The organism is Desulforhabdus amnigena (assembly GCF_027925305.1).
GTDB classification, from domain to species: Bacteria; Desulfobacterota; Syntrophobacteria; order Syntrophobacterales; family Syntrophobacteraceae; genus Desulforhabdus; species Desulforhabdus amnigena.
Map to the genome: position 1 here is coordinate 4,285,021 of NZ_BSDR01000001.1, position 26,628 is coordinate 4,311,648.

Here is a 26,628-nt window from a genome sequence, read left to right on the forward strand (position 1 = left end):
ACACATTTTAAAATCCCATCCTCTGGTTTCGGTCTGCAAAAGAGTTTATGCCGGAGGGTTGACACGGATCGAATGAATATTATTAATAACAGTTACTATTAGCAAGGAAAAAGGGTCACCTATGGGCAAGAAAAAATTCCAGAGAATGACTCCTCAGCGCAAAATCATCCTGGAGGAGCTGCACAATGCCCGGTTTCATCCTACGGCAGATGAAATCTATGAAAGGGTACGGCGTAGATTGCCGCGCATCAGCCTGGGAACTGTCTACAGGAATCTCGATGCGCTTGCCGTGCAGGGGATCATCCAGAAACTGGACTTGGCCGGCAGTCAAAGAAGGTTTGATGTGAATACCGAAATCCACCATCATGTGCGGTGTGTGAGCTGTGGAGCGTTGGAAGATGTGGTGGTTTTGCCTCTCTATCCGGTGGAGAAAATACTTCAGGACACTCATGGTTTTGAAATACAGGGAGTACGAATGGAGTTTTCCGGACTCTGCCCCAGATGCAAAGAGGCAAAGACGACTTCTCAAGAAAAACAAAGTCAAAATAAACACTGAATTCAATCAGGAGGAATGCATGAAAAAGCTTGCAGGGTCTCAAACGGAAAAAAACCTACTCGCAGCCTTTGCCGGAGAATCCCAGGCGCGCAATCGTTATACCTATTTTGCCGGGCAGGCGAGAAAAGACGGTCTGATGCAGATTGCCGCCATCTTTGAAGAGACGGCCAACCAGGAAAAGGAACACGCTAAAAGGTTTTTCAGCTTTCTGGAAGGTGGCGAAGTGACGATCACGGCGGGTTATCCCGCAGGGGTTATCGGGAATACTCTGGAGAACCTGAAGGCTGCTGCCGCAGGGGAACATTTCGAACATACGGAACTTTATCCCGGCTTTGCCAAAGTCGCCGAGGAAGAGGGTTTCGACGCCATCGCCAAAGTTTTCAGATTTGTTTCCGTTGCTGAAAAGCAGCATGAAAAAAGGTATCGTGACCTCGCAGGCAACGTTGAAAATTCGAAGGTTTTCAAACGAGACACCGCCGTCGTATGGCGCTGCATGAACTGCGGCTACTTGCATGAGGGCCCCGAAGCTCCACAGTCGTGCCCCGCCTGTGCACACCCTCAGTCTTACTATGAATTGCTGGGAGAGAACTGGTAGAGTCTTTCCTGCTTGAGTGGACAATTTTAAGAGGACAATTTCATGGCAGATCCAAAAGAAATCTATCAATGCCAAACGTCGAATTGCGGTTGTTTTTATGATCCCGACAGGGGGGATCGCCGCGGGAAAATCCCCAAGGGCACCCGTTTCTGTGAATTGCCCGAGGAATGGAAATGCCCCGTTTGCGGAGCGAGCAAAAAAATGTTCAAACCGCTCGCAGGGCCGGGCTCCGTTGTTGGAGAGAAAGCCTGAGCTTTCCGGTTTTTTTCCGAATCCGTGCCGTAGCGAAGCCCCTTCCCTCGCCTAAGGGTGGGGTTTTATCATTTGTCGAACAGCCTCGAATGGGGCCATTTGAGAGGATTATAATGAAGCCGGTTGAAATTAAAAAGGGAATCCAATGGGTTGGAGCTGTTGACTGGAATGTGCGTGACTTTCACGGGTATTCAACGCCCAAAGGCACCACCTACAATTCTTACCTGGTCATGGACAAAAAGGTCACTCTTTTCGATACGGTGAAACTGCCCTACAAGAATACCCTCATCCATAATATCCGCAAAGTCATCGATCCCGAGAAGATCGATTATATCGTCGTGAATCATGTGGAAATGGACCATTCCGGTGCTCTTCCCGATATCATTGATCTGATTCAACCCGAAAAGGTGTTCTGTTCGGCTATGGGCAAGAAAGCTCTTCTGCAGCATTATCACAGGGAAGACTGGCCTTATGAAGTCGTTGAATCCGGACGGGAGATCAGCCTTGGAGAAAAGACCCTCCAGTTCGTCGAAACCCGCATGCTTCACTGGCCGGACAGCATGATGACCTATATCAAGGAAGATAAACTCCTCATTTCCAGCGATGGATTCGGGCAGCACTGGGCAACCAGCGAGCGGTTCGACGATGAAGTGGATCTCGATCAGCTGCTTTTCCATTCGGCCAAGTACTATGCCAATATTCTGCTGCCCTTTTCTCCCCTCGTGGAAAAACTCATTGCCAATGTGAAGAAGCTGGGTCTCGAGATCGACATGATCGCCCCCGACCATGGTCTCATTTGGAGAACTCATCCGGCCAAGATCCTTGAAGCGTATGGGAAATGGTGCCGTCAGGAGAGCCGGGAGAAGGCGCTCATCATTTATGAAACCATGTGGCAGAGCACGGAAAAGATGGCCATGGCCATAGCTGATGGTTTGGGAGAGGAAGGGGTGGAGTTCAAGGTGCTCAACCTCAAGCTGAATCATCGCAGTGATGTCATGACGGAAGTCCTGGATGCCAGGGCCGTGGTTTTGGGATCATCCACATTGAACAACGGCATCATGCCGACGATGGCCGATATGCTCTGTTATATGAAGGGATTGAAACCGGCGGACAAGATCGGTGCCGCTTTTGGATCCTATGGATGGAGCGGAGAGGCGGTAAAACTTCTCAACACTGCCCTGGAAGAGATGAAGGTCAAGGTGGTGGATCCGGGTATGAGAATCCAATTTGCGCCGACACACGAAGATCTTCAAAAATGCGTTGAGCTTGGCCGCAAGATCGGACAAGCCATGAAGGGAAGCAGTGTCTGAGGCTTTTGAACCTTTCTTGCCTGGGAAATTTCGATTTGACCATCAAATTTTTTTTATGATGCCTTGATTCTGAAAGAATGGGGAAAACCGGTTCTTTCGGAATCGGATCATTCCCTGAAGCAGCCATGTTGGATCGAACGTGACCTGGACTCCAACATGGCCGGTCTCATTTCTTGCCGGTTCACTTGAATATTCCGTTTCCGTGCGGATGTAATCCGAAAGGCGTTCTTCCAAAGTTCAGAGTACCCCTCGTATAACTACAAGCCCCATCCCTCCTTTCTAGAAAATTCCGAGAAGATCGTTTCTTTTTGATCGAACCTCCCAACGTCGTTTTCGACCGCAAGATCCATGAACTCTTCCGTTTTCTCGAGGCAAACAGCATCATGGCTTGCAAAACGGCAGAGATGAAAGTATTGATGGAAGTGTGCTCATGCTGGATGCAATGCAAAAAAAGGAGAAGAAATGCAACAACAAGTGGATGTTCAGAAGGTATACCGAGCAAGCAAAATCATAAGCGTTGCCATGTTGGTTTCCGTGCTGGTTTATCCTGTTATCGTCGAATTCATGAAAAGGACGCACCAGCCTTTTGAAGGGTTTGCCCCCCAGAATGCGGTTCGACTGCCGGATATTTTTTATGGACTTGCCTTGCTCTCACTGGTCGGCATAAGGGTGGTGCGAAAAGCCATCTTAAAAAGATCCGCCGGGGATGATCTGAAGACCCTGGTCGCCAAACTGCATATTTCAAACATCGCGACCTACGCTCTGAGTGAAGTGCCGGCAATCCTGGGACTGGTCCTCTTCCTGATAGGTGGATATACCAGCCAGTTCTATGCGCTTCTCCTTTTTGCGCTGCTGCTCATGGTCCTTTATTTTCCAAAACTTGTTTATTGGGAAGCATGGCTTCGAAAAATGGGCGGCTACCGCTCTTCTTGACTCTTCTGGTCGTTGCAGCCGGCAAGGATGAGAACCTCCAACGAGAAAAATTATGGCCGATCTTGAACGAGCGATTTTAATTGCCGCTCGAGCCCACTATGGACAAAGGGACAAGTCGGGTGCTCCCTATATCTTGCACCCCCTTCGAGTAATGCAGCGAATGCCTACGGAAATGCTGCGGGTCATAGCTGTTCTGCACGATGTCATAGAAGATACGGTGTTTTCCCTGGAAAATCTAAGAGATGAAGGCTTTTCAAATGACATCCTCGAGGCCCTGGACTGCCTCACACGCCGTGAAGGAGAAACCTATGAGCGGTTCATCGAGCGGGTGAAAAGTCATCCTCTTGCGGTACAGGTCAAGATTGCGGACCTGGAGGACAATATGGACATGCGCCGCATGGAAAAAGTGACGGAAAAAGATCTGACGCGCATTGCCAAATACCATCGAGCCTGGATGGAAATAAAAGGGTGCTGAACAAACCCGAAAAGGGGTTGCATGTTTTGATGAACCCTCCTGTGAGCCCTCCGCTATCCCCTGGCACTATTAACCTGCTGAAATCAATGAATTTGTATAACGTAAACAGACTTTGTTAAAAAAAAAACTTAAAGTCATAATGGTAACTTACCATGGGATTCCCCCTTCTAAGGATAAAAAATATTTAACTTTTTGATAGAAGTACTCTATGTTCTCCTGGTTGTGATGAGTAAGGGTTTTTCGACCCGAGTCCTTAACAGTCCTTATCCGAAAACAGAGGGAGAATGATGTCCAACCAACCAACAGCAGCTCAAGTAGCACAACCTGTGAGGACCGACGCGTACCTGGATACCCTGCAGATGTTCACTGGTGTCGCTCTGATCTTGTTCATGTGGAGTCACATGATCCTAGTGGCCAGTGTGAACTTCGGGCCGGGGGTAATGAATGCGATTGCTGGTTTCCTGGAAAGAACCTATCTGGCTCAGACGGGTGGGCCTGTTATCGCGTTCGTTTTTTTGGTTCATTTTGTTCTGGCGGCGCGCAAGCTTCCCTTCAGAGCCAAGGAACAGAAGGCCATGTGGGAGCACAGTGTGCGCTTCAATCACCTGGATACCTGGCTCTGGAATGTTCAAGCCATCACCGCCATGATCATTCTGATCATGGGGAGTATTCATATGTGGACCGTTTTGACCAACCTGCCCATCACGGCCGCCAAGAGTGCAGCCCGTGTGCAGACAGGATGGTGGCTTCTTTTCTACCTGTTGTTGCTTCCGATGATCGAACTCCATGTGGGAATCGGTTTCTACCGCATCGGCGTCAAATGGGGCTGGATCACCCGTTCCAACCGTAAGGGGTTGAAGCGCTTTGAAAATAAGCTGACGCTGGTCTTCATCACCATTGGTCTGATCACACTCTTCACTTTATACTTCATCATTAACCCTGCGTAAGGAGCCAAAAGTTGGAAACCTTTTATACCGATTTGCTATGTATCGGAGCGGGCTTGGCCGGCGAGCGGGTGGCCGTTGAGGCGGCTTCACGGGGCTTTGAAACCATCTGTTTGAGTATCGTGCCACCACGGCGTTCCCATTCTTCTGCAGCCCAGGGCGGCATGCAGGCTTCTTTGGGGAACTGCTGCAAGGGCGAAGGCGACTGCCCGGATATCCATTTTTCAGATACCGTCAAGGGATCTGATTGGGGATGTGACCAGGAAGTTGCCCGCATGTTTGCAGAAACCGCGCCCATTGCCGTTCGCGAAATGGCTCACTGGGGGATCCCCTGGAACCGCGTTGTACCCGGCAAGAGCACCTACTTCAAGGGTGGGAAGGAATTCGAGAAAATCGAATCCAAAGAGAAGGAAGGCCTCATTACCGCCCGTGACTTCGGTGGAACGGCCAAGTGGAGAACTTGCTACACTTCTGACGGAACCGGGCATACTCTGCTTTTTACCATGGACAACCAGGTGGTGAAGCTGGGCGTAACGGTCCACGACCGGGTGGAAGCCATCTCCCTGATTCACGACGGCGAGACCTGTATCGGCGCCGTGGCCCGTTGCCTCAAGACGGGCAAGCTGCGTGTGTATCTGGCAAAAGCCACTCTGATAGCGACCGGTGGATATGGCCGCCTGTATCGTGAAACGACCAATGCCGTCATCTGCGATGGAAGCGGCGCTATCCTGGCTCTGAGGACCGGCATCGTACCCATCGGAAACCCGGAAGCCGTGCAGTTTCACCCCACCGGCATCGTTCCCACCAACATCCTGGTGACGGAAGGCTGCCGCGGTGACGGTGGAACTTTGAAGGATGTAAACGGCGAACGGTTCATGCACATCTATGAACCGGAAAAACAGGAACTGGCTTCTCGCGATGTCGTTTCCCGCTGGATGACCCACCACATTCGCAAGGGGCTGGGGGTGAAGAGTGCTTACGGCGATCATCTCTGGCTGGATATCCGCCATCTGGGGGCAAAACACATCAAGACCAAGCTCCGTGAAGTGGAAGAAATCTGTAACGAATTCCTCGGTGTAGATCCCATCACTCAGATGATTCCCGTCCGACCCTGCCAGCATTACAGCATGGGTGGCGTTCGCACCAACAAAGACGGTGCCGCTTACGGCTTGAAGGGGCTCTTTGCCGCCGGCGAAGCGGCCTGCTGGGATATGCACGGGTTCAACCGACTGGGTGGAAACTCCCTGGCGGAAACCATCGTGGCCGGAAGGATCGTGGGGCAGAAGGTTTCCGATTTCCTGGAAGGCTATGAAGCCGATTTCAGAACGGAAGTCATCAGGGATGCAGTGAAGAAGGAACAGGAACGCATTGCGGCGGTCATTAGCGGCAGAGACGGTAAGGAAAACGTCTACGAAGTACGCGCAGCCATGCAGGATGCCCTCATGGAAGGCGTGGGCATTTTCCGCAACGGCGAAGACTTGCATAAGGCCGTGGAAAAATTGCAGGTTGTTGCTGAACGTGCGGAAAAGGTCGGGTTGCGTTCCAACGGTGTGGGTGCCAACCCTGAACTCGCTTTGGCTCTCCGTATCAAGGGAATGGTCCGGTTGGCTCTCTGCGTTGCTTACGGTGCCGAGCAACGAACGGAAAGCCGCGGTTGCCATGCGCGCGAAGACTATAAGGAACGGAACGACAGAGATTGGCTCAAGAGAACTCTGGCCACATGGAAAGAGGGGGATGTATTGCCCACCTTGAATTATGAATCCAATTCGAAGGTTTGGGAAATTCCTCCAGGAGAAAGAGGCTACGGTTCCTGCCAGATCATTTGCTCTGAGGATCCTGAGGTTATGGGCCGCGGAATTACACCGCCGGAAACCAATTGAGGAGAGGTATTAAAGTGGGAAGATCTTTAAAATTTAATATTTTTCGATATAACCCCGAAGATCCTGCGTCTGTTCCCCACATGGACACCTTCCACCTGGAAGAAACCGACGCTATGACTCTTTTCATCGCGCTCAATCGCATTCGCGAGGAGCAGGATCCGAGCCTCCAGTTTGATTTCATGTGCCGCGCCGGTATTTGCGGTTCCTGCGCCATGCTCATCAATGGAAGGCCCGATCTGGCCTGCCACACCAAGACGAAAGGGCTGCCTGAAGAGATCACCCTGTTGCCGCTTCCGGTCTTTAAGCTGATCGGAGATCTTTCTGTAGATACAGGAACCTGGTTCCGAGCCATGAATGAAAAGGTTCAATCCTGGGTTCACACGGACAAGGTCTTCGATCCCAATGCTCCCGAAGAGCGTATGGAAAACCAGTTGGCCGAAGATATTTACGAACTGGAACGTTGCATTGAGTGCGGTTGCTGCGTAGCGGCTTGCGGAAAGGCCAACATGCGGTCTGAATTCATGGGCGCCGTTGCTTTCAACCGTATTGCGCGTTTTATGATGGATCCTCGCGATCAGAGGACCGGAAACGAGTACTTTGAAGTGGTTGGCAACGAAGAAGGCATTTTCGGGTGTCTCGGTCTGCTGGGATGCGAAGATGTTTGTCCGAAAGATATTCCTCTGCAGGATCAATTGGGGATGTTGCGCCGTAAAATGGGCTGGCAGTCCATCCGCCACCTTTTCAGCAAGATGATCCCTGAATAACCTCCTGGAAAAAAGGGTGAGTTCCAAGCCTGCATTCCAGAAAACGGCTTTCCCTCCCCGGGATGCTTTTTTTCGGCATACTGCCTGGAATTCCTTTTGCCATGGAGTGAGGTGTTGTTTCGATCTTAACGTTTTACATCCCCCGGCAGACGGAGCTGATCCGCCCGCCGGGGGATGTTGCGTCTTCGGCGCGTCAAGTTCATGCCCCTTCCTGATGAGAACACAACCATCCCTCGAATTGTTCTTCGCGCGAGGTATAGTGTACCAACCCTTGACCGGTTTTTCAGTATTCCATGATCTTTCTGGCGTTGTTTGAGCAGGGGCCGAGCATTCGTTTTGGATAGCCAAGGGATCGAATTTGCTGCTGAAACAGGATCGGCAAGGCGGTTTCGATCGGTAGACCTTTCTTCTCGCCCTTTTTCCCATTTCATCGGTTCATATTGCATTCAGGCAGATGGGGGCCATCTCAGGCACGCCTGTCCGAATGCGAGCCAAACTTTCATCTATTGATCATCGACCGATGATGGTCTGATTTTGGGAGGTTCAAATGGCGGAAATTGTACTTGCTTTGGGGCTTCTGGCCGGAATTTATATGGCGTGGAATATCGGCGCCAACGATATTGCAAATGGAATGGCCTCACCGGTGGCCGCCAAGGCGATCACGTTGCGGCAGGCGGTTTTCATCGGTGGATTTCTTGATTTTGTTGGGGCAGCCTTTATCGGGTCTCACGTCACATCGACCATATCCAGTGGGATTCTCAAAGCAGAACTCGTCACCGACCCTCAGGTGATGAGTGTTGGACTTCTGTCCGCCCTGCTGGCTTCTGCTTTTTGGGTATTCGTAGCCACCTGGAAGCAGCTGCCGGTTTCTACAACCCACTCCATTGTGGGGGCGGTGGTGGGATTCGGAATAGTTGTCGGGGGGGTGTCGGCCGTCAAATGGGGCAAGATCATTCCCATCATCCTCAGCTGGTTGATTTCCCCCGTTTTTGCGGGTTTCCTCGCTTACATGATTTTCGTGTTCATTCGCAGACGGATCCTCAGAAAACCCAAACTTTTTCTGGAAGCCCTCCGCTGGACCCCTTTTTTTTCGGGTGCAACCATTCTTATCGTCATGCTCTCTCTTCTTACTAAAACCCCCTTGGGAGAACGGTTGGGATTGAACCCCGGAGCCAGCGCTGCTGTTTCCATTCTTTTTACGGTTGTGCTGGGCTTTGCAGCGAAAAAATGGATGGCTAAAACGATTCGCAAGGTAGAAGAAGAGGGGGTGGAAGAAATCTTCAGGAGATTGCAGGTATTTACGGCCTGCTATGTTTCCCTGGCGCACGGAGCCAACGACGTGGCCAATGCCATAGGGCCTGTTGCCGGCATTTTCGCCATTTATAAAATGGGGCACATTCCGCAAAGCGCCGAAGTTCCCTTTTTTCTCCTTGCCGGTGGAGGCATTTTCATTGCCATAGGGGTTTTCACATGGGGATACCGGGTGATTGAAACCATTGGCCACAAGATCACCATTCTCAATAATACCCGGGGTTTTTCCGTGGACTTCGGCACAGCCACTTCTGTACTCATTGCTTCGAAAATGGGGTTGCCTGTTTCGACAACGCATGCTGCGGTGGGGGCGGTGATCGGCGTTGGGCTTGCCGGGGGGCTCGCCGCGGTGGACTTTAAAATGGTGTGGAAGATCACGCTGTACTGGCTGATTACCCTCCCTCTGGCGGCATTGCCGACAATCGTTATATTTAAGATTCTTGAAGCAATCTTTTTATAAGTAAAGGAGATTCTATGCGCACGGCATTTCTGACGTTATTTCGCCAATCCCCTTTTGAAGGCCTCAAGAAACACGCGAAACTGATTCAAGAGGCGGCCCCCATATTCAGGCTTGCAGTCCTGGCCCATTTGGATGGGAATAATACTGAATTCGAAAGTTATCACAATAAAATCACCATCATAGAAGACCAGGGCGATGGCATCAAACGCAACATTCGGGGCCATCTGCCTCGAGGGATTTTACTGCCCATGGATAAATTTCAACTGCTCTGGTATCTGCGTGAGCAGGATAAAGTGCTCGATGGGACACAGGATGTACTGCACTGGCTTTCGTATCGAAAGACCGTTGTCCCCGATGAATTGGTGGACGATCTTCTGCTGATGGTTGAAAAGGTGATTGACGTTTTGAAATCCATCCATCCCCTGGTGGTTGCGGCCGACAATTATTTTCAGCATTTTTCCGAAAATCAGCGCAAGGAGGTGAAACAGGCGATTCGCCTGATCCGTGAATATGAATTTCAGTCCGATCAGGTGGAAAGAAAACTGCTTTCGGACATCCTGAGCTATCCGTTTGAAAGCCCTACTTCAGCATATCATCTTGCTGAGTTGATCCGGTATATGGGGGACATTTCCAATCATGCGGAAAACGCGGGTGATATGATGCGAGCCATGATTGCACGGTGATCCATTTTGGGATAAGCGCTCCATCACAAGTTCTTTAAAATTCTGCATGTGAGCGCTTCTTACAATATCGCATTAAGAACCTATCCGGAAACCCCCTGTGGACTTTGCGACACCCCCCTTCAATTCCCCCCCTCGAGGGGGGACCAAGGGGGGTGTCCACTGCTGAGGAAGGTTTTCGGGTAGGCTCTAAATTGCGGTCGAATCTCTCATGAGAATTTCCCATGATTCCGATCCACGAACTTTTTAACCGAATCCGGTGGGACAGGGAATTTGGCAGGGCCGGTTTCGAAATCGGGTATTTTGATCATATCGAACAGCGGATCATCCGCATTCCGTTCCGTGAAATACATTTTGAGGAGGGAAACCATTTCTCCTTTCAACTGCTGGGTCTCGGAGGCGAAACGGTGACCATTCCCTTCCACAGGGTGCGGCAGGTCTTTCGTGATGGAGTGTTGATCTGGGAGAGGACGGGGGCGTAACAGGTCTAAGGGGCTATTTGAAAAATATGGTGGGCAAAATGGAGCAAGTATTTGGGCTGGATCAATAAGTATATATTTTTAATTATTTTTTTAATTTTGATCACTTCCTTGTTTTCCGGCTGTGCCTCCTTGAATTCGAAGAAATTCCTGGAGCGAGAGACCTTTCGAAAGGAGGAGAAAACTGGCGCAAAGGGATGGTGGTACGCAAAGTTTCGAATGGATTGGCCCAAGGATGCGGAGCCACTGTGGCACATGGACCCGCTCCTGGCGCACCGGGTCATAGCCCCTGTTCTAAGCCGCTACAGTGAGGAGATCTCCTTGTGGCGTTTCCATCGAAGGGCCGCTCCGGATGCATCGGGACACCAGTTCAGTTTCATCTTTTATGCGGACCCCCAAGTGGCCGACCGGGTTTTTGCGTCTATTCGATCCAACAGAATTCTGAAAGATATGAAAAGTGCCGGTATCATCCTGGAGGACGTTTACGACGATACCGGCAGAATCAGCAAACCCAATGTGGAGGATACCAGCGATCGCAACTGGTCCCTGCCCATCCAGAAATCCTGGCCCTATTTCATCATGGGAGTCAGTCAAACGTGGCTGGACCTGATTGAACAAGGGGTGGTTCAAAGAGGAAAAATAGACCGCTCGGCATCCTGCCGGGATATATTGGCTTTTTACAAAGGGGTAAATGAAGACATCGGTGCGACATGGCAGAAAGAAGGGCAGCATGCGTTCCTGCATCATCTGAACGCTCTTTTCGGGTATGAACCTCTTGTGATTTACGAGAAACGGCTGACGACATTCTGATGCCGAAGATAAGGGTTCAAACGGCTTCCGCCGCATAGCGGCCGGCGATGCAGAGGGCAGAAGCCGTCGCAACGAACTCGATGAGTTCGGGCAGAGAGATCCTGTCATTGAAGCCTCCGAGGTGAGGGCCGGTATGGATGACGATATCTTCCGTACCCTTTCTCAAGGTGCTGACCTGCGTCTGCGAAAAACCTCTTTCAAGCAAAAATTCCCTGAAGGCATCATCCGTCATTTCCCGTTGGTCCACCGCGCGCAAAATTTCTTCCATATGGCGATCAACGCCCATTTCGTCGATCATGCGCCGGGTGAGCCTGTCCAGGTTGGCGGGAATGGCGTCGGCCAATTCACGTCCTACAAATCCCCGGTAATAAAATTTCAGTATCCCTTCGATGAGTTCCCTCACAGAGGGTTGATGGAAGAGTTCCCGGGCGTCAACGGGTTTGCCCCGGCAATCGAAACCGACACGGCTCGAATCCTGATTGCGGAAATAGCTGCCCACCACCAGGAGGAGGCTCAAGATGTGCGTCCCGATGTATTGATAGAGTTTTCGGCTCATACCTTGAAATGAAATGAGGTGTTCCAGGTCTCGAATTCCTGTAAGACCAAAGTTGGGATAACGGCACGAATGGAGCCACCGGTCCAACCTCCCACCTCGTGGCCATTCATACAGGCCGCCGTCGGCCCTGCGCTCTCTTTGAACGCGGTTATGGAACAGCGGAATGGGAGCCGAATGAACAATGCCCCATGAGGCGAGTTTTCCGAGCAGCCAAGCATTTCGCAGCATGGTTTCCTTGAATGGACTGTGGTCTGGCTGTAAATTTTTGTTGGGTTCGTTGATATAATTGAAGTAATCCGGATGGGCAGTGAAGGCGATGGCATAGCCTTCCGGATGCAGGTCGCTCCGGATGCATCTAATGGCTGGAAGGCTCTTCAACCGAAAAAGAAGACTGCCATCGATCTTCAAAGGCGCAGGCACGTCGAATCGGACTGAAAAAGCCGAGCTGCAGGAACAAAGATGTTCCATCCAGGCCGCTTCCTGGCCAATGGCAGCCGGGCTGTCTTTTGAACACGCCAGCTTGACGACCAGTAAGGCTTCATGCTGCTCGATCGGCGCCACGAGGCTTCTGCCCATCATGAAGGGATCTGAGGCGATGGACAATGCGTTTCGATCCAGCAATTCTTCCCAGTGAATGGGAGGGGCGTTTTCTGAGTGTTCTAACGGAAGTTCAGGACCTCGTATGCCGAGAGGAAAGGATCCCATGGCTTCGGCTGCGGCCCTGTGGGCATGTCCTTTGGTCCGGCTCACAATGGATCTCAAGCTGCCGATGGCCGCTTCAACAACCGGTCGGTCTATTCTCTGCGCCACAGCAATGCACGCCAGTGTGTCTGCAGCTTCCTTGAAGAGGAAATAGGCCTGTTTTTGTGAAGTGTGCCTGGAATCTTCCAGAACATCTTTCAAAACGCTGACGGTCTCAACACAGACCGCTGCCGGAAATTTTTCGATCCACTGTCGTAGGTCGGTGAGTGCTACATAGAGCGCGCTGAAGTCCAGATTTCGGTTCTTGATGGATTGCTCGAGGTTCCTCAGTTCCCGGGCGATTGCGTGTTCATCCATTTTTGTTTCTCTCGTTTTGCATTCAAATCCTGAGCGCTTCCCTCAGGCGTCAAAAGGGTCATCCCAGCGATTCTGTAAAGTAAATTTCCTCCCGGAAGCAGGATGTCGGGGAGTTCTATACCGGGCTGCAGGGTGGTGATGACTGTCTCTCCGATGATTTTCCTCCCTTCCCGCCCCACGGAATCCTTGGTCTTGATTCCCCAGGTGCTGTGAAAAATGAGGGCTCTTCCGCGGTCTTCCCCGATGTAGAGCCCGATATGGCCGGGCATCCAGAGGAGTGTGAGGAAGGGAACGGCATTCCGGATGATGGTTTTTTCCTTTTCACGGAGTTCCAGTCCTTGAAGAGGAATGAAGAATCCCTCCCTTGCCTGCCTTGGGGAACTTCGGGGCAGCCAGATACCAAAGGGAGTGAAAAGGTCCTTCATGGTGGACGAACAATCCCGGTTTTCGTATAGACCTCCCCACCCGTAAGGTTTTCTCAGAAGTTCGTTGATAAGAGAAGCGATATTTTCAGGTGTGGCGGCCAGGGGCATTTCCGTTGCCCGCTCCCTTGAAAGATTTCCACGAAGCAAGATGGCATTGCGGTTCCAGTCAGCAGCGGGAATCAGTATTTCAAATGCTCCCTCTTTTGCCGCCACGATGGGGAAGACCGAGCCCACCTTGCCCATGAACCGGAAACGGGAAGCATGGTCGGAAATGGGGATCTCGTCTTTGATCAGGGCCGCCAGCCGGTTTGTTTCGTATTCTTTTATAAAGGGTTCGTCGACATAGGCGATATCGGAAACGGGAATCCATCCCGAGGCAAAGGGCGTTTCAGCTATCAGCCATGAACCGTCTGCAGAGGTGTGAGATATGAAAAGGGGGGTGCCTCCCCACACGGCGGATATTTGCAGGTGATCGAACGGGTAGCCCTCTCCGGCGCTTCCGAAATCATAAAAAGCGGGCCTGGTCGTGGGCAGCACTCTGAGGTTGGAATTTGTAATGGCAATGGCCCATCGATGGGTGTTGGGGTAGCTTTCCATCGCTGTCATGCGATCAAGGGCATAAAGCCATTCCTTGTCCCGCGGTAGAGTATTTTCTCCGTAAATATTTTTGTATTCAAGATGTTGTCTCCCTCTGGAGACAACATCCTTACTGTAGAGAGGTTCTTTCCGGTGCCAGGGAGCAAAATGGTTTTCCTTGAATTTTTCAAATAAAAGTTTTGAAAGATGATAAGGAATCAGTTCTTTTCCGGAGGTTGAAGGATTCAAATAGGCGGCGGCATTCTGAGGAAGAAGGGCAATGTCCTGGATGCAGGCCGGCGTGGGCATTGGAACGAGGATGGCCTGCCGTGTGATTGGTGTGCAGCCGGAAAGGCATGATAGAGCCAGGGAGATCAAAAAAAGCAGGAAGGCCCGGGAATGGCTGCTGTGTTTACTGATGAACGGCTCCGGCAATCTTTTGAACCCCACACATTTTTTTCGAGCTTCATTTGGAAAGAGGCTGACGGACACCAGTAATACCATCCTCACCATGCAAGAGCGCACGCCGGGAAAACGCTCCCCTTTTGCCCTCTCGGATCGGCTCCGGCTTGCAGCAGTCCCTCTTCATCTCTGGAAACCGCACAAATGTAGCCGGCGCTCCAATCGTCTCCCCTCTTGATTACGTGCCCCCGGCGCTTGAGTTCTTCCGCAACCCCGGGGGCAATACGTCCTTCCAGGCTGATGCTTTTCGGAAAAGCGTCATGAGGGTAAAACGACCCCGGAATGTGATCGCATGTGATTTTGGGGGCCTCAATGGCTTCCTGAACGGACATTCTGAAGACAAGGCGGTTCAAGAAAAATTGACTGGTCCACTGGTCCTGCTGGTCTCCACCCATGGTTCCAAAAGCCATCCATGGATGCCCCCGGTAAAATGCGAGGGAAGGGCTGAGGGTGGTTCTGGGCCGCTTGCCGGGGGCGATCACATTGGGATGCCGGGGTTCCAGATAAAAGGTCTGAAGACGGGAAGTGAGGGGAAAGCCCAGGGCGGGAATCACTTCATTTGCAGAAATCCATCCTCCACTGGGAGTCAAGGCCGCCAGGTTTCCCCTGCTGTCGGCGACGGCGATGTGGACCGTGCCGAACCCCCAGTTTCCCCGTTGGAAAACCTCTTCCCTGGACAGGAGAGAATCTCCCCTTCGTGGATCTCCAGGCCGGTGAAGAGCGCTCGCACGCTCCATGTCGATGAGCTTCCGACGCTTTGCGTTGTATTCGCGGCTCAGCAGTTCTTTAAGAGGAACATCCACAAACCGCGGGTCCGCGTAATACTGTTCCCGGTCGGCGTAAGCCAGTTTGGCCGCTTCGGTCCAGAGGTGCAGATAATCCGTGGAATTGTGCCCGAATCCTTCCAGGTCGAAGCCGTCCAGCAGGTTCAAGAGCTGCAGGAACACTGGCCCCTGAGACCATGGGCCGCATTTGAAAACGATTGCGTCCCGGAACCGAGTGGATGCGGGTTCTTCCAGGAAGGTTTCGAATGCGGCGAGATCCTGCATATTCAAATAGCCGTCCCGCTCCTGAACGAAGCGCTCCACCTCTCTTGCCATGTCTCCCAGGTAAAAGGCTTCCTTGACCGCCCTCAACCCGGCCTCTCTCCCCCCGCCTGCAGCCCGCCGGGCCTCTTCCATCAGGATGCTCAAGAACCGGGCCAGTGGTGCGTTGCTTATCTTTTGACCCGGGTGCGGTACTGATCCGTCCGCATTGAGATATACTGCGGCCGTGTTGGGGTAATGCTCGAGAAACTTCTCCCTGTTTGCTTCCAGTGAAAAGCGTGGCATACCCACCAGCCCCTCATGGGCGGGGAACCCGTCGCGGGCCATGAGAAAAGCGGGTTCGGCGACGGTTTCGAAGGGAAGGGAGCCGTAGTGGACGAGCATTTCCACTAGGGCTGAAAGGGCAGCGGGAACCCCGGCTGCCAGAACTCCATCGGGAGGAATCAGCTCAAGCCCCCTCGCTTGGTAGGCTTCGATCGTGGCTTTTTGGGGGGCCTGGGTATTGCCGTTGACGGAGACCACTTTTTGTCGATCTGCAACATAGAGGACCATGGGACATTCGCCCCCAAGGGTAAACATGTGGGGATTGACGACACTTTCCACCAGCGTCGCCGCAGCGGCGGCATCGAATGCGTTGCCTCCCTGTTTCAGGATGTCCATGCCGGCTTGAGCGGAAAGAAAATGCTCTGTGGCGATAGCAGCTCGAAATCCTTGAACGTTGCCGGTAAAGGGACGATTCTGACTGCCGTTTTTCCCAAAACTTCGCATCAGTGTCCTCCGAAAAGATGAGGGATGAATAAAGATAAGTTGCCTGAGAAAAAAGACGAACAGGGAACAAAAGTCGGAAATCGTTTCTCAACCTGCGTCACCAACAAATTAATATAGCAGAAAATTCAAATTTTTGCGAAAGTCGATTTGTGCAAAGGGAAGCACGAAAGGGGAAGGGGGCGTACTGCAACAGAAAAAAGGCAGGAGAGGAAAATGCCGAAATCTGAAAGGATCATTTCATTGGTTGCCGCAAGTGCTTTAGTGACTGCCGTATTGCTGACGGCCTGCGAAAAATCGGCCCCCCGGTTTGAGTGTAAGGACAGCATCGGCTGTGTGAGCGTGGCTCCTGGAGAACCATTAAAAATTGGTGTTTTGCAGGCCTTGTCGGGCAGGGTCGCACCACTGGGGTTTGAGCAAATTCGGGGAATTGAGCTTGCTATTGATAAACACCGGGATAAAGTGCTTGGGCACCCCATCCTGTTGCAGACGGAGGATACCGGTTGTACAGAAGAGGGCGGCGCCAATGCCGCTTTGAAAATCATAGCTGATCCACAGGTGGTGGCCATTTTGGGTACGACCTGCTCAGGTGCTGCCGTTACCGCATCCAAGGCCATGTCTGATGCAGGGTTGACGATGATTTCCGGCAACAATAGCGCCCCGTTTCTGACGGCTGTCGCAGGAAAGAAAGCTCCCCATTGGCAACCGGGTTATTTCCGGACGGCCCCCAATGAGGAAGCTTCAGGCAAGGCCGCCGCTATATATGCCTTTCATGAACTTGGTGTCCGCAACGCCGCTACCATAAACGATGGAGATATCTATACCAGGGGGCTGACCGATGGATTCGTGCAGGCCTTCGAAAAACTTGGGGGCAAAATCGTTTTATCGACCTCTGTCGATAAAGGGGACAAGGAGATGCAGCCGGTCCTGACGGCTGTGATGAATTCCGACGCACAGCTTTTATTCTTTCCCTTGTTTCAGCCGGAAGGCAATCATATTCTTCGGCAGGCCAGAAAAACAGCGGGTTTTTAAAAAATAATCCTCATGAGCGATGGAGCATTGATAGAAAACTCATTCATAGAAGATGTTCAAGGGGATGGAATCGGTATGTATTTTGTTGGGCCTGCTCCTCCTACGGGCCCCGCCATCGAAAAGCTTGCCCGGGACTACAAGGCCAGGTATGATGTATCTCCCGCAGCGAGCTACTATCAGAACGCTTACGATGCCGCCGACCTGCTGTTGAAGACCATTGAGGCCATTGCCGTCCAGGATCCGGATGGATCGCTGCATATGGGGCGCCAGGCGCTTCGAGACGCCCTTTACGCCACCAGGGAATTTCAAGGGGTAACAGGCCTTCTGTCCTGTGATGCATTTGGAGACTGTGCTCTTCCTGTTTTCAATGTTCTGCGGTTGAACGATCCCACGGCCGGGCTCGAAGGTTTGCAGTCCAATGTGATGTTCACTTATTCTCCTGAAAAATGAACAAGGGCATAAAGAACGCTTCAGGATCCTTTCAAATCCATTCGTGATGCCCCCGTAAGCGTTTGTCTGATTTTCCTGGAGAGAAAAGAACATGAATATTTGGAATAGATGGTATCAACTCCTTTGGGGGATGAGCATCACAACCAGGTTTGCTTTGGGGATAGGGCTGTTGCTGTGGCTCATTGTGATGATTGCCGCAACGGCTTATCTTTCTCTGGCATTCATTCGTGATACGGAAGAATCCATTCGGACCAGTACGGAAATACAGCGAATGGTGCTGGAGATGGACCGGGGGATGGAGAAGGCTCGTCGTCTTCATCGAGATTTTTTTCTACAGTACCCTCGGATTGGCCTCACCAATGCCCATGAACAGTATGCACAACCCGCTGTGAGACAAATTGCCCAGGTCATCACCATCAGCAACAGGTTGAAGGGCCTGGTCGCCCAGCCCAGCGCCAACGACGCTTTTCGCAAAAGCCACGTGGATTTGAATTTATACCTTTCTTCCGCAAAACGATTTGCGGACACCTCCATACAGTCCGTTGAGTTGGTTACGGACCTGGCCGCTCCGGAAAATGGATTGGAGGCGCAGTTGGAGAAAGCTTTTGATGCCTTGAAGGCTGAAATCGTCGGAACCGGGAACCTGACGCGCTTGTATGGGGAGATGAAATCTTTTGCCCAGGATTACAGGATCACTCGACAGCGTTTCCTGATGCAGTCCGCCTTCAATGTGGCATTCCAGATGCGAAAGGAAATAGCCAGTATGCCGAACTTCACAGGGGAGTCGAGGGAGAGAATCAACCAGATGCTCAACCGTTGTATCTCCGCTGCCGAAAGCATTCTGGATATTGATGTCGCGATAAAGGCCAAATTCAATGACTTCGCCCTGCAGACCGATGCCGCCGAAGCCGTTTCAAAGACTCTCATCCGACTGGCAAAGGAAGAGGTCGATCGTGCACAGGCAAGGATCGTTCGTGCGCACAGGATAGCGATCGCCGTCATGGTGGCGATCACACTGGCGGGTTTGGTCGCAGCGGCGAATATAGCGAGGATACTCAACAACGGGATTACTCGAAGGGTGGTGGCGCTGACAAGGTCGGCCGAGGAGCTCAGGAAAGGCAATCTCGATGTTTTGGCCGCCGAAGAAGGAACGGATGAGTTGAGCCGACTGGCACACACGTTCAATGTGATGGCCTCTCACATTCGTGAATTGATAGGCGGTCTGGAGCAAAAAGTGGAACAGCGCACGGCTGAACTCACTGAAAGTGAAAGGCGGTATCGCGAACTTTTTGAACACTCGAGCAGCGGCGTGTTGGTCTATGAAGCGCTGGAAGAGGGGCAGGATTTCATCCTCAGGGATATGAACAGGGCTGTTGAAAAAATTGAAGGGGTAAAGCGCGAGGAAGCGCTAGGGAAAAAGATAACCGAGGTATTCCCGGGAGTTATAGACTTCGGACTGCTCGACGTGTTCCGCAAGGTTTTGAAAACAGGGCAATCCGCCCGCCATCCTGCCAGTTATTATTCGGACGAAAGGCTTCGGGGTTGGCGTGAAAGCTCTGTTTATAAGCTTCCGTCAGGAGAAATTGTTGCCGTTTACGATGATCTGACCGCTCAAAAGCAGGCCGAGATTGAAAAAAAAGCCATGGAAGCCAAACTGCAGCGGGCGCAAAAGATAGAGACCATAGGATTGCTGGCCGGCGGGGTCGCTCACGATCTCAATAACATCCTGTCGGGGCTGGTCGGTTATCCAGAGCTTCTTCTCATGCAAATCCCGGAGGAGAGCAGTCTGAGAGAACCCCTCAAGGCCATCCAGGAATCAGGGCAAAGAGCCGCCGCCGTGGTTGCGGATCTTCTCACCGTAGCCCGCGGAGTTGCAGGTACTAAGACAACGGCCAACTTGAACCAGATTGTATCGGAATATTTGAATTCCCCGGAAAATCAAAAGCTGATGTCATCGTACGGGGATGTAAAGTGTACAACCAAACTCGATCCAAGCCTCTATAATATTCACTGCTCTTCGGTCCATATAAAAAAATGTATCATGAATCTGGTCATAAATGCTATGGAAGCGATAGACGGCGCAGGACATATCGTTATTTCCACCTGTAATCGAAGGGTGGATGAAAAGATGGCATGGGAAAACAGCATTCAATCGGGTGAATATGCCGTTCTCACCGTTGAGGATGACGGAAAAGGGATCCCTGCAGAGGATTTAGACCGCATTTTCGAACCGTTCTATACCCGGAAGGTAATGGGCAAAAGTGGCACCGGCCTGGGTTTGACCGTTGTGTGGAACAGCGTTACGGACCATGAGGGTACCGTTCTCGTTACAAGCAGCACTAAAGGAACCTCTTTTGATCTCTACTTTCCAGCTTCAAAACAGGACATGGCCCGTGAAGAGAGCCATACGGGGATAGAAGAGCTGAAAGGCGGCGGAGAAAAAATCCTGGTCGTGGACGATGAACCTCTGCAACTGGATGTTGCCGGCCGCATGCTGAAGGTGCTGGGCTATGATGTTGAATGTGTCGATTCCGGGGAAAAGGCGATAGAGTATCTCCGGGAAAACCGTGTGGACCTGGTCCTGCTGGATATGCTCATGCATCCCGGTATGAACGGCCGCCAGACCTACGAACGCATCATCGAAATCCATCCAAACCAGAAGGCCATTATAGCCAGTGGATTCTCCGAGAACGAAGAGGTTTATCGCGCGCAGCAACTCGGCGCCCGCGGGTTTCTCAAAAAACCCTACTCAATGGAGGGACTCGGAAGAATCGTTAAAAAAGAAATGAGCGATTGAAAATAGTATGTTCCTCTTCGAGAACACACTCCCGGAATGGTCGGATTCCGGCGAGTCTCTCGGCAGAGCCGGAGTTTACCTGAAAGAAATCAGGAGAATGTAAAATGCGATTCAAGGCTGGCGTAGTAATATCAATGGGTCTCGTTTTTCTGAACTTAGTTGCTCCAACATGTCTCATCGCAGAAGGTGTTGCAGGAAAAGATACCGGCAATAAGCGTATGACAATGACTCAGGCCGTACTCCTTGGAGCTGTCGAAGGTCTGACGGAGTACCTGCCTGTGAGCTCCACGGGACACCTCCTGGTCGCAGAAAGACTCATGGGACTGGAAAAGGAAAGCACCTCTCCCACCTTAGACGATAAACGCTCGAAGACCGCTGCGGATGCCTATACGATCTGTATTCAAGCTGGAGCCATTCTTGCCGTAGTTTGGCTGTATTTCGGCCGCATAAAACAGATTGGCCGAGGCATTTTGGGGCAAGATAGAGAGGGGCTGGTGATGATGATCAATGTGGTCGCCGCGTTCCTGCCTGCGGCTATCGTTGGACTGTTGTTTAATAACGCCATAAAGACACATCTCTTCGGTATCTGGCCTGTAATTTCTGCCTGGTTTTTGGGGGGGCTGGCAATCCTCGTGGTTGTTCACTTCAATGGTGGGAGTGGAAAGTCGATGAGGGCTGGAAGAACGCTCGATCAACTGAGAATCAAAATGGCTCTCATCATTGGTTTTGTACAATGCATCGCCATGTGGCCGGGTGTGAGCAGAAGCCTCGTGACCATAGTCGGAGGGATATTGGTGGGTCTCTCTTTACCTGCCGCCGTTGAGTTCAGTTTTCTCTTAGGTCTCTTAACACTCGGCGCTGCTACAGGCTATGATTTTTTGAAACACGGTCAGCTCATGCTGCAGACCTTTGACGGTCTCTCTCTTCTTATCGGTCTCCTCTCTGCATTTCTCTTCGCTGTATTCTCCATCAAGTGGATGGTTGGGTATCTGAGCCGGCACAGTTTGGCGATCTTTGGTTACTACAGAGTCCTTGCTGCAATTGCCGGGGCAGCATTGCTCCTCACCTAATGGTGCTCATGGGTGCCCTCCGGGGTGATGAAAACAAACGAAATATAGAATCGAAACGAGGTGATTGGTTTTTCCGGTTTTTATACTCTGAAAGGGCATAAAAACCGGATCAAGCCATATTATCCATAGGGGCTGATTTTCATCTGCCCAGGAAGGGGCTTTTCTCTTCCCGCGTCGTCATGATAGGATTTGTTGGCCCATCGAAAGGAGCCGGTTCGCAGGCACGTTTACTCCTTCTCACAACGCCCGGGTCCGAACAGGAAAAAAATTCGGATCCTAAGGTTTCTCCTGGTCGAAAAGCTTTCCTGCGTCAAGCTGCTCAAAATTGCAGAAATCCTTCTTCGGCAAGGGATCCGACCTATTTGAGCATCATCATTTCAGCGTCCTTCATCATCTTCTCGCCATCTTCCATCATGGTATAGCCGTTGGATTTTTCACTTTCCTTGAGTATTTTCTTTTCGGAGATGTCATGCATCATCTTTTTCTTGCCGTCAGCCATCATTTTGCTGCCGTCCATCATCTTCTTCTTGCCTTCGGCTGCCTTCTGGCTTTGAATCATTTTGTCCCCTTCGGCCACCATGTCGTACCCATCGGACATCATGCGTTCACCTTTCAGAGCCTCTCCTTCTTTTATTTTTCCATGCTTGACAAGGTCATCCTTCATCATTTTCTTGCCGTCCATCATTTTCTTGGCGCCGTCCATCATTTCAACTCTACCCTGAACCGGCTTTTCCACCCCGAGCATTTCCTGGGCGCCTTCTTTTACCCCTTCTTTGATCACCTCCTTCATCGGCATTTGAGCTAGTGCAAGTCCCGAAGCCGTCAAAAGAAAAAGCCCGATTACCAGAGATACAGCAAATTTTGTTATACTCATTGTCGTCTCCTTTGATTTGCTGATGACAAGAAAATCTTGCGGATACAAAGACTTGGAATTCAATATTCCTGAACCCATTCAATTCACCACGGAAACCACCTCCCTTCGATGAAATTCAATGAGACAAGTCGGCATTGTAAATGGAGGGATCTATAATATTTATTTTGGCAGTATGATTTCGATACATACGAAAAAGCTAGATTCGATAGCTTCCGAAGTCAAGAAGGGAAGGTCCACTCATTACAACCTCCATATCCCTGGAGACCGGTTGCAGATTTTGATCTGCCGGTTTCCTGTATGGCGGTGAAAGTCAAAAAGGAAGGGAAATAGTGAGGAGAAGGCATCCCGATTTGTCAATGGAGACATCGATTTCGCCTCCGTGCTTGCTGACGAGTATTTTCGAGAAGGGAAGGTCCGCCGTGTGGTATCCTGTCTTGAAGGTGGTAAAGGGATAGAAGAAGTGCTCTACGTCGTCTTTCGACAGGTGTTCGACGGGATAGTGCATTTTTAGGAAGAAGGATTCTTTGTTCCAGTTGGTCGAAAGGGAAAGAGCGGCATTTTGCGGCATCTGATTCAAGGCGTTTTTGATCAGGGTTTCCAGGACGCGTTCCATTTGCGGACGGTCAATGGAAATATCAGGGATCGTCGGAGACAATTGGATATCCAGCCGAACGTTTCTTTCCCGCATTTCTGCGTCCACACCAGCGATTACTTTTCGGACCAACTGATTCGGGTCCGTTGCGGATCTGTGCACCTCCACGGGCTGGATGTAGTTCAGGACCATTCGCAGGATCCCTTCCAGGCGGCCCACTTCCTTGACGATGATTTCCACCTTTCCCCGGTTGGGATCATCCTCCTTCATGCCGGATAGAAGGCGCCGCGCAAAACCTCCCGCGGATACGAGCGGATTGCGGAATTCGTGAGCCAGCCGGGCCGAGACTTCAGCGATGGTCTTGAGTCCTTCGGAGCGGACCAGTTGCTCCTGCAGACGCATTCTTCCGGTCACATCCATAATGATTCCATCCAGGCAGTATGTATTCCCATCGGCTGTTTGAGACGGAATGGCATGATCCATCACGTAGACAAGGTGACCGTTCTTGTGGACGACGCGGTATTCTGCGACAAATTCCTTGCCGTTTTCGAAACTGTTCTTCCAGAGATCCATGACCCGTGCGCGATCTTCGTCATAGAGGCTCTCTGTCCACAATTGTGGGTTGCCGAGGATCTTCGCAGGGCTATACCCCAAAACCTCCTCCACAAAATGATTCACAAAAAGGATTTCTTTTCCCGGTTTCATGCGATAGACCACCAGCGGAACATTCTCCACCAGGGTTCGATACTTTTCCTCGGACTCAATGAGTTCGTTGGTGCGTTCCTGGACCCGGACTTCAGCGCGTTTGTAGTCAGATATATCGCTCAATATTCCCACTGAACCAATGATCTGATTTCCTGCAGCCAGCCAGGGAAAAGAATGGTCTCGAACCCACTTCAGTTCGCCCATTTTGGTGAGGATCTGATAGTCGGCCCGGTATTCACCGATTTTACCTTCCGTGCGGTTCCTGACAATGAAATCGGGAGGTACGAGGCCTTTTTCCAGAAGCTCGATACGCTGTACCAGTTTCGAAAACCCAATGCTTTTGATTTCTTCAGGAGAATATCCGGTGAGCTTCCTGATGCTGGGACTGAGATAATCGTAAGTCATGGATTCATATTTCAAGCGGTAGATCACGTCTCCTGTGGTTTCAGCCATAAAGCGAAACCGTTCTTCGCTCTCCCGCAGCAATTCCTCGGTCTGCTTGCGGTGGATGATCGATGTGGCAAGCTTTGTAATCTTACATAGGATATCTTGATCACCTTGAGAGAATGTTCTTGACGATCGGTAGAAGACATAGAGAACGCCAAGGTTTTCTTCCTTCGTCCCAATGGGGGCGACCATTCCTGAGACAATGTGCTCGTGAGTTAGAATTTCTACTGTCGTCTTGTCGAATACGTCGTCCGGGGTGCAATCGCTAAAAACACGTGGCGAGGCGGGATCATGAAAGATTGTCTGGAGTCCCTTGCTGAATGGAAAACGCATTTGTTTGAAGGCGCTCGTTTTGAACCCATAACAGGATTGGATATAAAATTCGTCGCTGCCTTGATCTTTCAAAGCTATGCTCGAAGCGTCTGCAAGGAGCAATTCCCGGCACTTTTTTGCAATGCGCCTGAGGTTTTCATAAAGGTTCCCGCCGACTGTCATGGTTAGAGCCAGATCGTAAAGGCCTTGCAGGCATGCCAACTCATTTTTCATGTTCGGTGTGCCATGATCCTGTACGGGGATTTCCTTCTCCCGATCCGGGTGGTTCTGTTTGGATTTTCGATTGTCGAGAAGGTCTGCCATAAAAACATCCTTGGTTGTCTTCCCAAAAAGAGGAACACACAGCAATAGCAGATAAAAAGATAGGTCATGCTTGTAACCAGGGTTCAAAAGGGCTTCTCCGTGATTCACGCTCCAGGCGCAAGAACCGGTCATGAAAACGGAGCGGAAGGAGCGTGCCACGTTTCCCTTTTGGGGATCGGAGTAGGTTTTGGAACAAGAATAACAGAATCCGGCCGATTCGCAAAGATATTCCTGGATGGCGTCACGGCCGCTCGAAAGGGTTGCCTCCAAGAAGGGTTGCCTCGAGGGTTTGACTTGTCACAATTGGTTTTCTGGATAGGCTATAATTCGACATGGTCAGATTTCATCTGAACCACGGAGGCACGGAGAACACGGAGAAAGACCTTCAAATGAAATCTCCATGCCCTCCGTATCTCCGTGGTTGATCTGACAATGTCGCAATAGGTACGGCTCCACTATTCTCCATCGAGTTCGGGAAAGTCATCGACCCACAGACAGCCCTCTGTCCCGGCAGGGGATACATCAACCCTGTCTTCTCGTTTGGCTGTGTCTCCGATACCGAATCCTTTTTCAGGGATGTCGAAGATTTGTTTGGGATGTTTTTCCGAATCGTTCATGGATTGCTCCTCGTTTTGATTCCACCGTTCTCATGCTGCTTGGTGTGCTCGTTGAAGCGATGGATATCCTACACCTGAGGCCGTGGCAGAAGCTTGGCCCTTTCCATGATTTCCGGAATCTTTTCTTCCCATTCTATGGCCATGACATGAACGCCGGCAATGCCTGGGATTTCCTTGACTTCTTCGATCTGTTCGATGAGCAGTTTGATGCCCTCTTCGGCCTGTTGGTCTTTGGGAACACCTTTGATGCGCTGGATGATTTCATCGGGAATGGTGATGCCCGAGACGCGCTTGTTCATATAGTTGGCCATGCCGGCGGATTTGAGGGGAGTTAATCCTGCCATGATGAAACACTTTTTATCCAGCCCCATATCGCAGGCCATCTTCATGAATTCTTTAAAACGCTTCATGTCGTAGATGCACTGCGTCTGAATGAAGTCCGCCCCCGCCATGATTTTCTTCGCCATGCGGATGACCCGGAATTCGTAGGGATCGGCGAAGGGATTGGCTGCTGCACCGAAAAACATCTTGATGCCGCCTTCCACCTCTTCGCCGCAGTTCATTTTTCCTTCATCACGGAGGACGCGCATCATGTCGAGCAGTTGGATGGAATCGATGTCGAAGACATTTTTCGCAAAGGGATGGTTGCCGAATTTCTGATGATCGCCCGAGAGGCAGAGCATGTTCCGAATACCGAGGGCATAGGCCCCGAAAACATCGCTCTGGGCCGCAATGCGGTTTCTGTCCCGAGTGACCATCTGCATGATGGGTTCGATACCGTTCTGAACGAGAATGGCGCTTGCTCCAATGCTTGACATTCGCACGACGGCCGTTTGGTTGTCCGTGACATTGGCGGCATCGACGTATCCCTTGATGATGTTCACTTTTTTCTTGAGATGCTCCACATCGGCGCCTTTGGGCGGACCACATTCGCAGGTGACCGCAAAATGACCGGCGCGGAATACTTTTTCCAGGTTGCTCCCTGCTTTCATTCCGTTTGTATCACTCATGTATACGCTCCGAAATTAGCCTTTGATATTTTTCATCCTTTGGTTTCAACAGGCCTTCAG

22 protein-coding genes and 1 pseudogene are annotated in these 26,628 nt (G+C 51.2%); 16 read left to right on the forward strand and 7 right to left on the reverse strand.

Features of this window, described 5'->3' with window-relative positions:
• Nucleotides 1-121 precede the first annotated feature (121 nt).
• The 13 genes from QMG16_RS18405 (at nucleotide 122) to QMG16_RS18465 (ending at nucleotide 11,449) form a co-directional block, all read left to right on the forward strand.
• Nucleotides 122-556: a Fur family transcriptional regulator gene (locus QMG16_RS18405; protein WP_281796588.1), complete on the forward strand. Its 435-nt coding sequence runs from the start codon at nucleotides 122-124 to the stop codon at nucleotides 554-556.
• 19 nt (nucleotides 557-575) lie between these two features.
• A complete protein-coding gene (gene rbr, locus QMG16_RS18410) occupies nucleotides 576-1,151 on the forward strand; it encodes a rubrerythrin (protein WP_281796590.1) in 576 nt (191 codons plus the stop codon).
• A gap of 42 nt (nucleotides 1,152-1,193) precedes the next feature.
• Nucleotides 1,194-1,403 carry a rubredoxin gene (locus QMG16_RS18415; RefSeq protein WP_281796592.1) on the forward strand — a complete coding sequence of 70 codons (210 nt, stop codon included), beginning with the start codon at nucleotides 1,194-1,196 and terminating at the stop codon, nucleotides 1,401-1,403.
• Between the two features lie 113 nt (nucleotides 1,404-1,516).
• Complete coding sequence (locus tag QMG16_RS18420; RefSeq protein WP_281796594.1) at nucleotides 1,517-2,713, forward strand: FprA family A-type flavoprotein; 1,197 nt, start codon at nucleotides 1,517-1,519, stop codon at nucleotides 2,711-2,713.
• A 462-nt stretch (nucleotides 2,714-3,175) separates the two neighbouring features.
• Nucleotides 3,176-3,646, forward strand: a complete 471-nt coding sequence (locus QMG16_RS18425; protein ID WP_281796596.1) for a hypothetical protein — start codon at nucleotides 3,176-3,178, stop codon at nucleotides 3,644-3,646.
• Between the two features lie 52 nt (nucleotides 3,647-3,698).
• Entirely contained in the window at nucleotides 3,699-4,121 is a 423-nt protein-coding gene (locus tag QMG16_RS18430; RefSeq protein WP_281796597.1) for a hypothetical protein, read from the forward strand.
• 287 nt (nucleotides 4,122-4,408) lie between these two features.
• Nucleotides 4,409-5,068: a succinate dehydrogenase/fumarate reductase transmembrane subunit gene (locus tag QMG16_RS18435; protein WP_373878756.1), complete on the forward strand. Its 660-nt coding sequence runs from the start codon at nucleotides 4,409-4,411 to the stop codon at nucleotides 5,066-5,068.
• Nucleotides 5,069-5,079: 11 nt separating this feature from the next.
• On the forward strand, nucleotides 5,080-6,945 hold the full coding sequence (locus QMG16_RS18440; RefSeq protein WP_281796599.1) for a fumarate reductase flavoprotein subunit: 1,866 nt from the start codon (nucleotides 5,080-5,082) through the stop codon (nucleotides 6,943-6,945).
• Nucleotides 6,946-6,959: 14 nt separating this feature from the next.
• Nucleotides 6,960-7,709 (forward strand): fumarate reductase iron-sulfur subunit, encoded by a 750-nt coding sequence (locus tag QMG16_RS18445; protein WP_281796601.1) that lies wholly within the window; start codon nucleotides 6,960-6,962, stop codon nucleotides 7,707-7,709.
• Between the two features lie 547 nt (nucleotides 7,710-8,256).
• Nucleotides 8,257-9,480 (forward strand): inorganic phosphate transporter, encoded by a 1,224-nt coding sequence (locus QMG16_RS18450; protein ID WP_281796603.1) that lies wholly within the window; start codon nucleotides 8,257-8,259, stop codon nucleotides 9,478-9,480.
• Between the two features lie 14 nt (nucleotides 9,481-9,494).
• On the forward strand, nucleotides 9,495-10,163 hold the full coding sequence (locus QMG16_RS18455) for a TIGR00153 family protein (RefSeq protein ID WP_281796606.1): 669 nt from the start codon (nucleotides 9,495-9,497) through the stop codon (nucleotides 10,161-10,163).
• 221 nt (nucleotides 10,164-10,384) lie between these two features.
• The gene (locus QMG16_RS18460) at nucleotides 10,385-10,642 is read left to right on the forward strand and encodes a DUF504 domain-containing protein (RefSeq protein ID WP_281796608.1); all 258 of its coding nucleotides are present in this window, start codon (nucleotides 10,385-10,387) and stop codon (nucleotides 10,640-10,642) included.
• A 216-nt stretch (nucleotides 10,643-10,858) separates the two neighbouring features.
• Nucleotides 10,859-11,449 (forward strand): hypothetical protein, encoded by a 591-nt coding sequence (locus QMG16_RS18465; protein ID WP_281796610.1) that lies wholly within the window; start codon nucleotides 10,859-10,861, stop codon nucleotides 11,447-11,449.
• A gap of 16 nt (nucleotides 11,450-11,465) precedes the next feature.
• Here QMG16_RS18465 and QMG16_RS18470 read toward each other — a convergent pair whose 3' ends face one another.
• From QMG16_RS18470 to QMG16_RS18480, 3 genes are read right to left on the reverse strand one after another with little or no spacing between them, the layout of a single operon-like run.
• Nucleotides 11,466-13,064, reverse strand: a complete 1,599-nt coding sequence (locus QMG16_RS18470; protein ID WP_281796611.1) for a SidJ-related pseudokinase — start codon at nucleotides 13,062-13,064, stop codon at nucleotides 11,466-11,468.
• Nucleotides 13,034-14,569 (reverse strand): SH3 domain-containing C40 family peptidase, encoded by a 1,536-nt coding sequence (locus tag QMG16_RS18475; protein ID WP_281796613.1) that lies wholly within the window; start codon nucleotides 14,567-14,569, stop codon nucleotides 13,034-13,036. Before QMG16_RS18475 ends, QMG16_RS18470 begins: the two co-directional genes overlap by 31 nt.
• Nucleotides 14,570-14,571: 2 nt before the next feature.
• A complete protein-coding gene (locus tag QMG16_RS18480) occupies nucleotides 14,572-16,341 on the reverse strand; it encodes a gamma-glutamyltransferase family protein (RefSeq protein ID WP_281796614.1) in 1,770 nt (589 codons plus the stop codon).
• 213 nt (nucleotides 16,342-16,554) lie between these two features.
• Between QMG16_RS18480 and QMG16_RS18485 the strand changes: the two are divergent.
• The 3 genes and pseudogenes from QMG16_RS18485 to QMG16_RS18495 all read left to right on the forward strand — a co-directional run bounded on the left by QMG16_RS18485 (nucleotide 16,555) and on the right by QMG16_RS18495 (nucleotide 21,687).
• A pseudogene (locus tag QMG16_RS18485) lies at nucleotides 16,555-17,820 on the forward strand (branched-chain amino acid ABC transporter substrate-binding protein).
• Nucleotides 17,821-17,911: 91 nt separating this feature from the next.
• Nucleotides 17,912-20,617 carry a hybrid sensor histidine kinase/response regulator gene (locus tag QMG16_RS18490; RefSeq protein ID WP_281796616.1) on the forward strand — a complete coding sequence of 902 codons (2,706 nt, stop codon included), beginning with the start codon at nucleotides 17,912-17,914 and terminating at the stop codon, nucleotides 20,615-20,617.
• Nucleotides 20,618-20,835: 218 nt separating this feature from the next.
• Complete coding sequence (locus QMG16_RS18495) at nucleotides 20,836-21,687, forward strand: undecaprenyl-diphosphate phosphatase (protein ID WP_281796619.1); 852 nt, start codon at nucleotides 20,836-20,838, stop codon at nucleotides 21,685-21,687.
• 358 nt (nucleotides 21,688-22,045) lie between these two features.
• Here the strand turns inward: QMG16_RS18495 and QMG16_RS18500 are convergent, their stop codons facing one another.
• The 4 genes from QMG16_RS18500 to QMG16_RS18515 all read right to left on the reverse strand — a co-directional run bounded on the left by QMG16_RS18500 (nucleotide 22,046) and on the right by QMG16_RS18515 (nucleotide 26,568).
• Complete coding sequence (locus QMG16_RS18500; RefSeq protein ID WP_281796622.1) at nucleotides 22,046-22,561, reverse strand: hypothetical protein; 516 nt, start codon at nucleotides 22,559-22,561, stop codon at nucleotides 22,046-22,048.
• A 310-nt stretch (nucleotides 22,562-22,871) separates the two neighbouring features.
• Entirely contained in the window at nucleotides 22,872-24,941 is a 2,070-nt protein-coding gene (locus tag QMG16_RS18505; RefSeq protein ID WP_281796624.1) for a PAS domain S-box protein, read from the reverse strand.
• Between the two features lie 455 nt (nucleotides 24,942-25,396).
• Complete coding sequence (locus tag QMG16_RS18510; RefSeq protein ID WP_281796627.1) at nucleotides 25,397-25,558, reverse strand: hypothetical protein; 162 nt, start codon at nucleotides 25,556-25,558, stop codon at nucleotides 25,397-25,399.
• A 68-nt stretch (nucleotides 25,559-25,626) separates the two neighbouring features.
• Entirely contained in the window at nucleotides 25,627-26,568 is a 942-nt protein-coding gene (locus QMG16_RS18515; protein WP_281796629.1) for a methylenetetrahydrofolate reductase, read from the reverse strand.
• Nucleotides 26,569-26,628 lie beyond the last annotated feature (60 nt).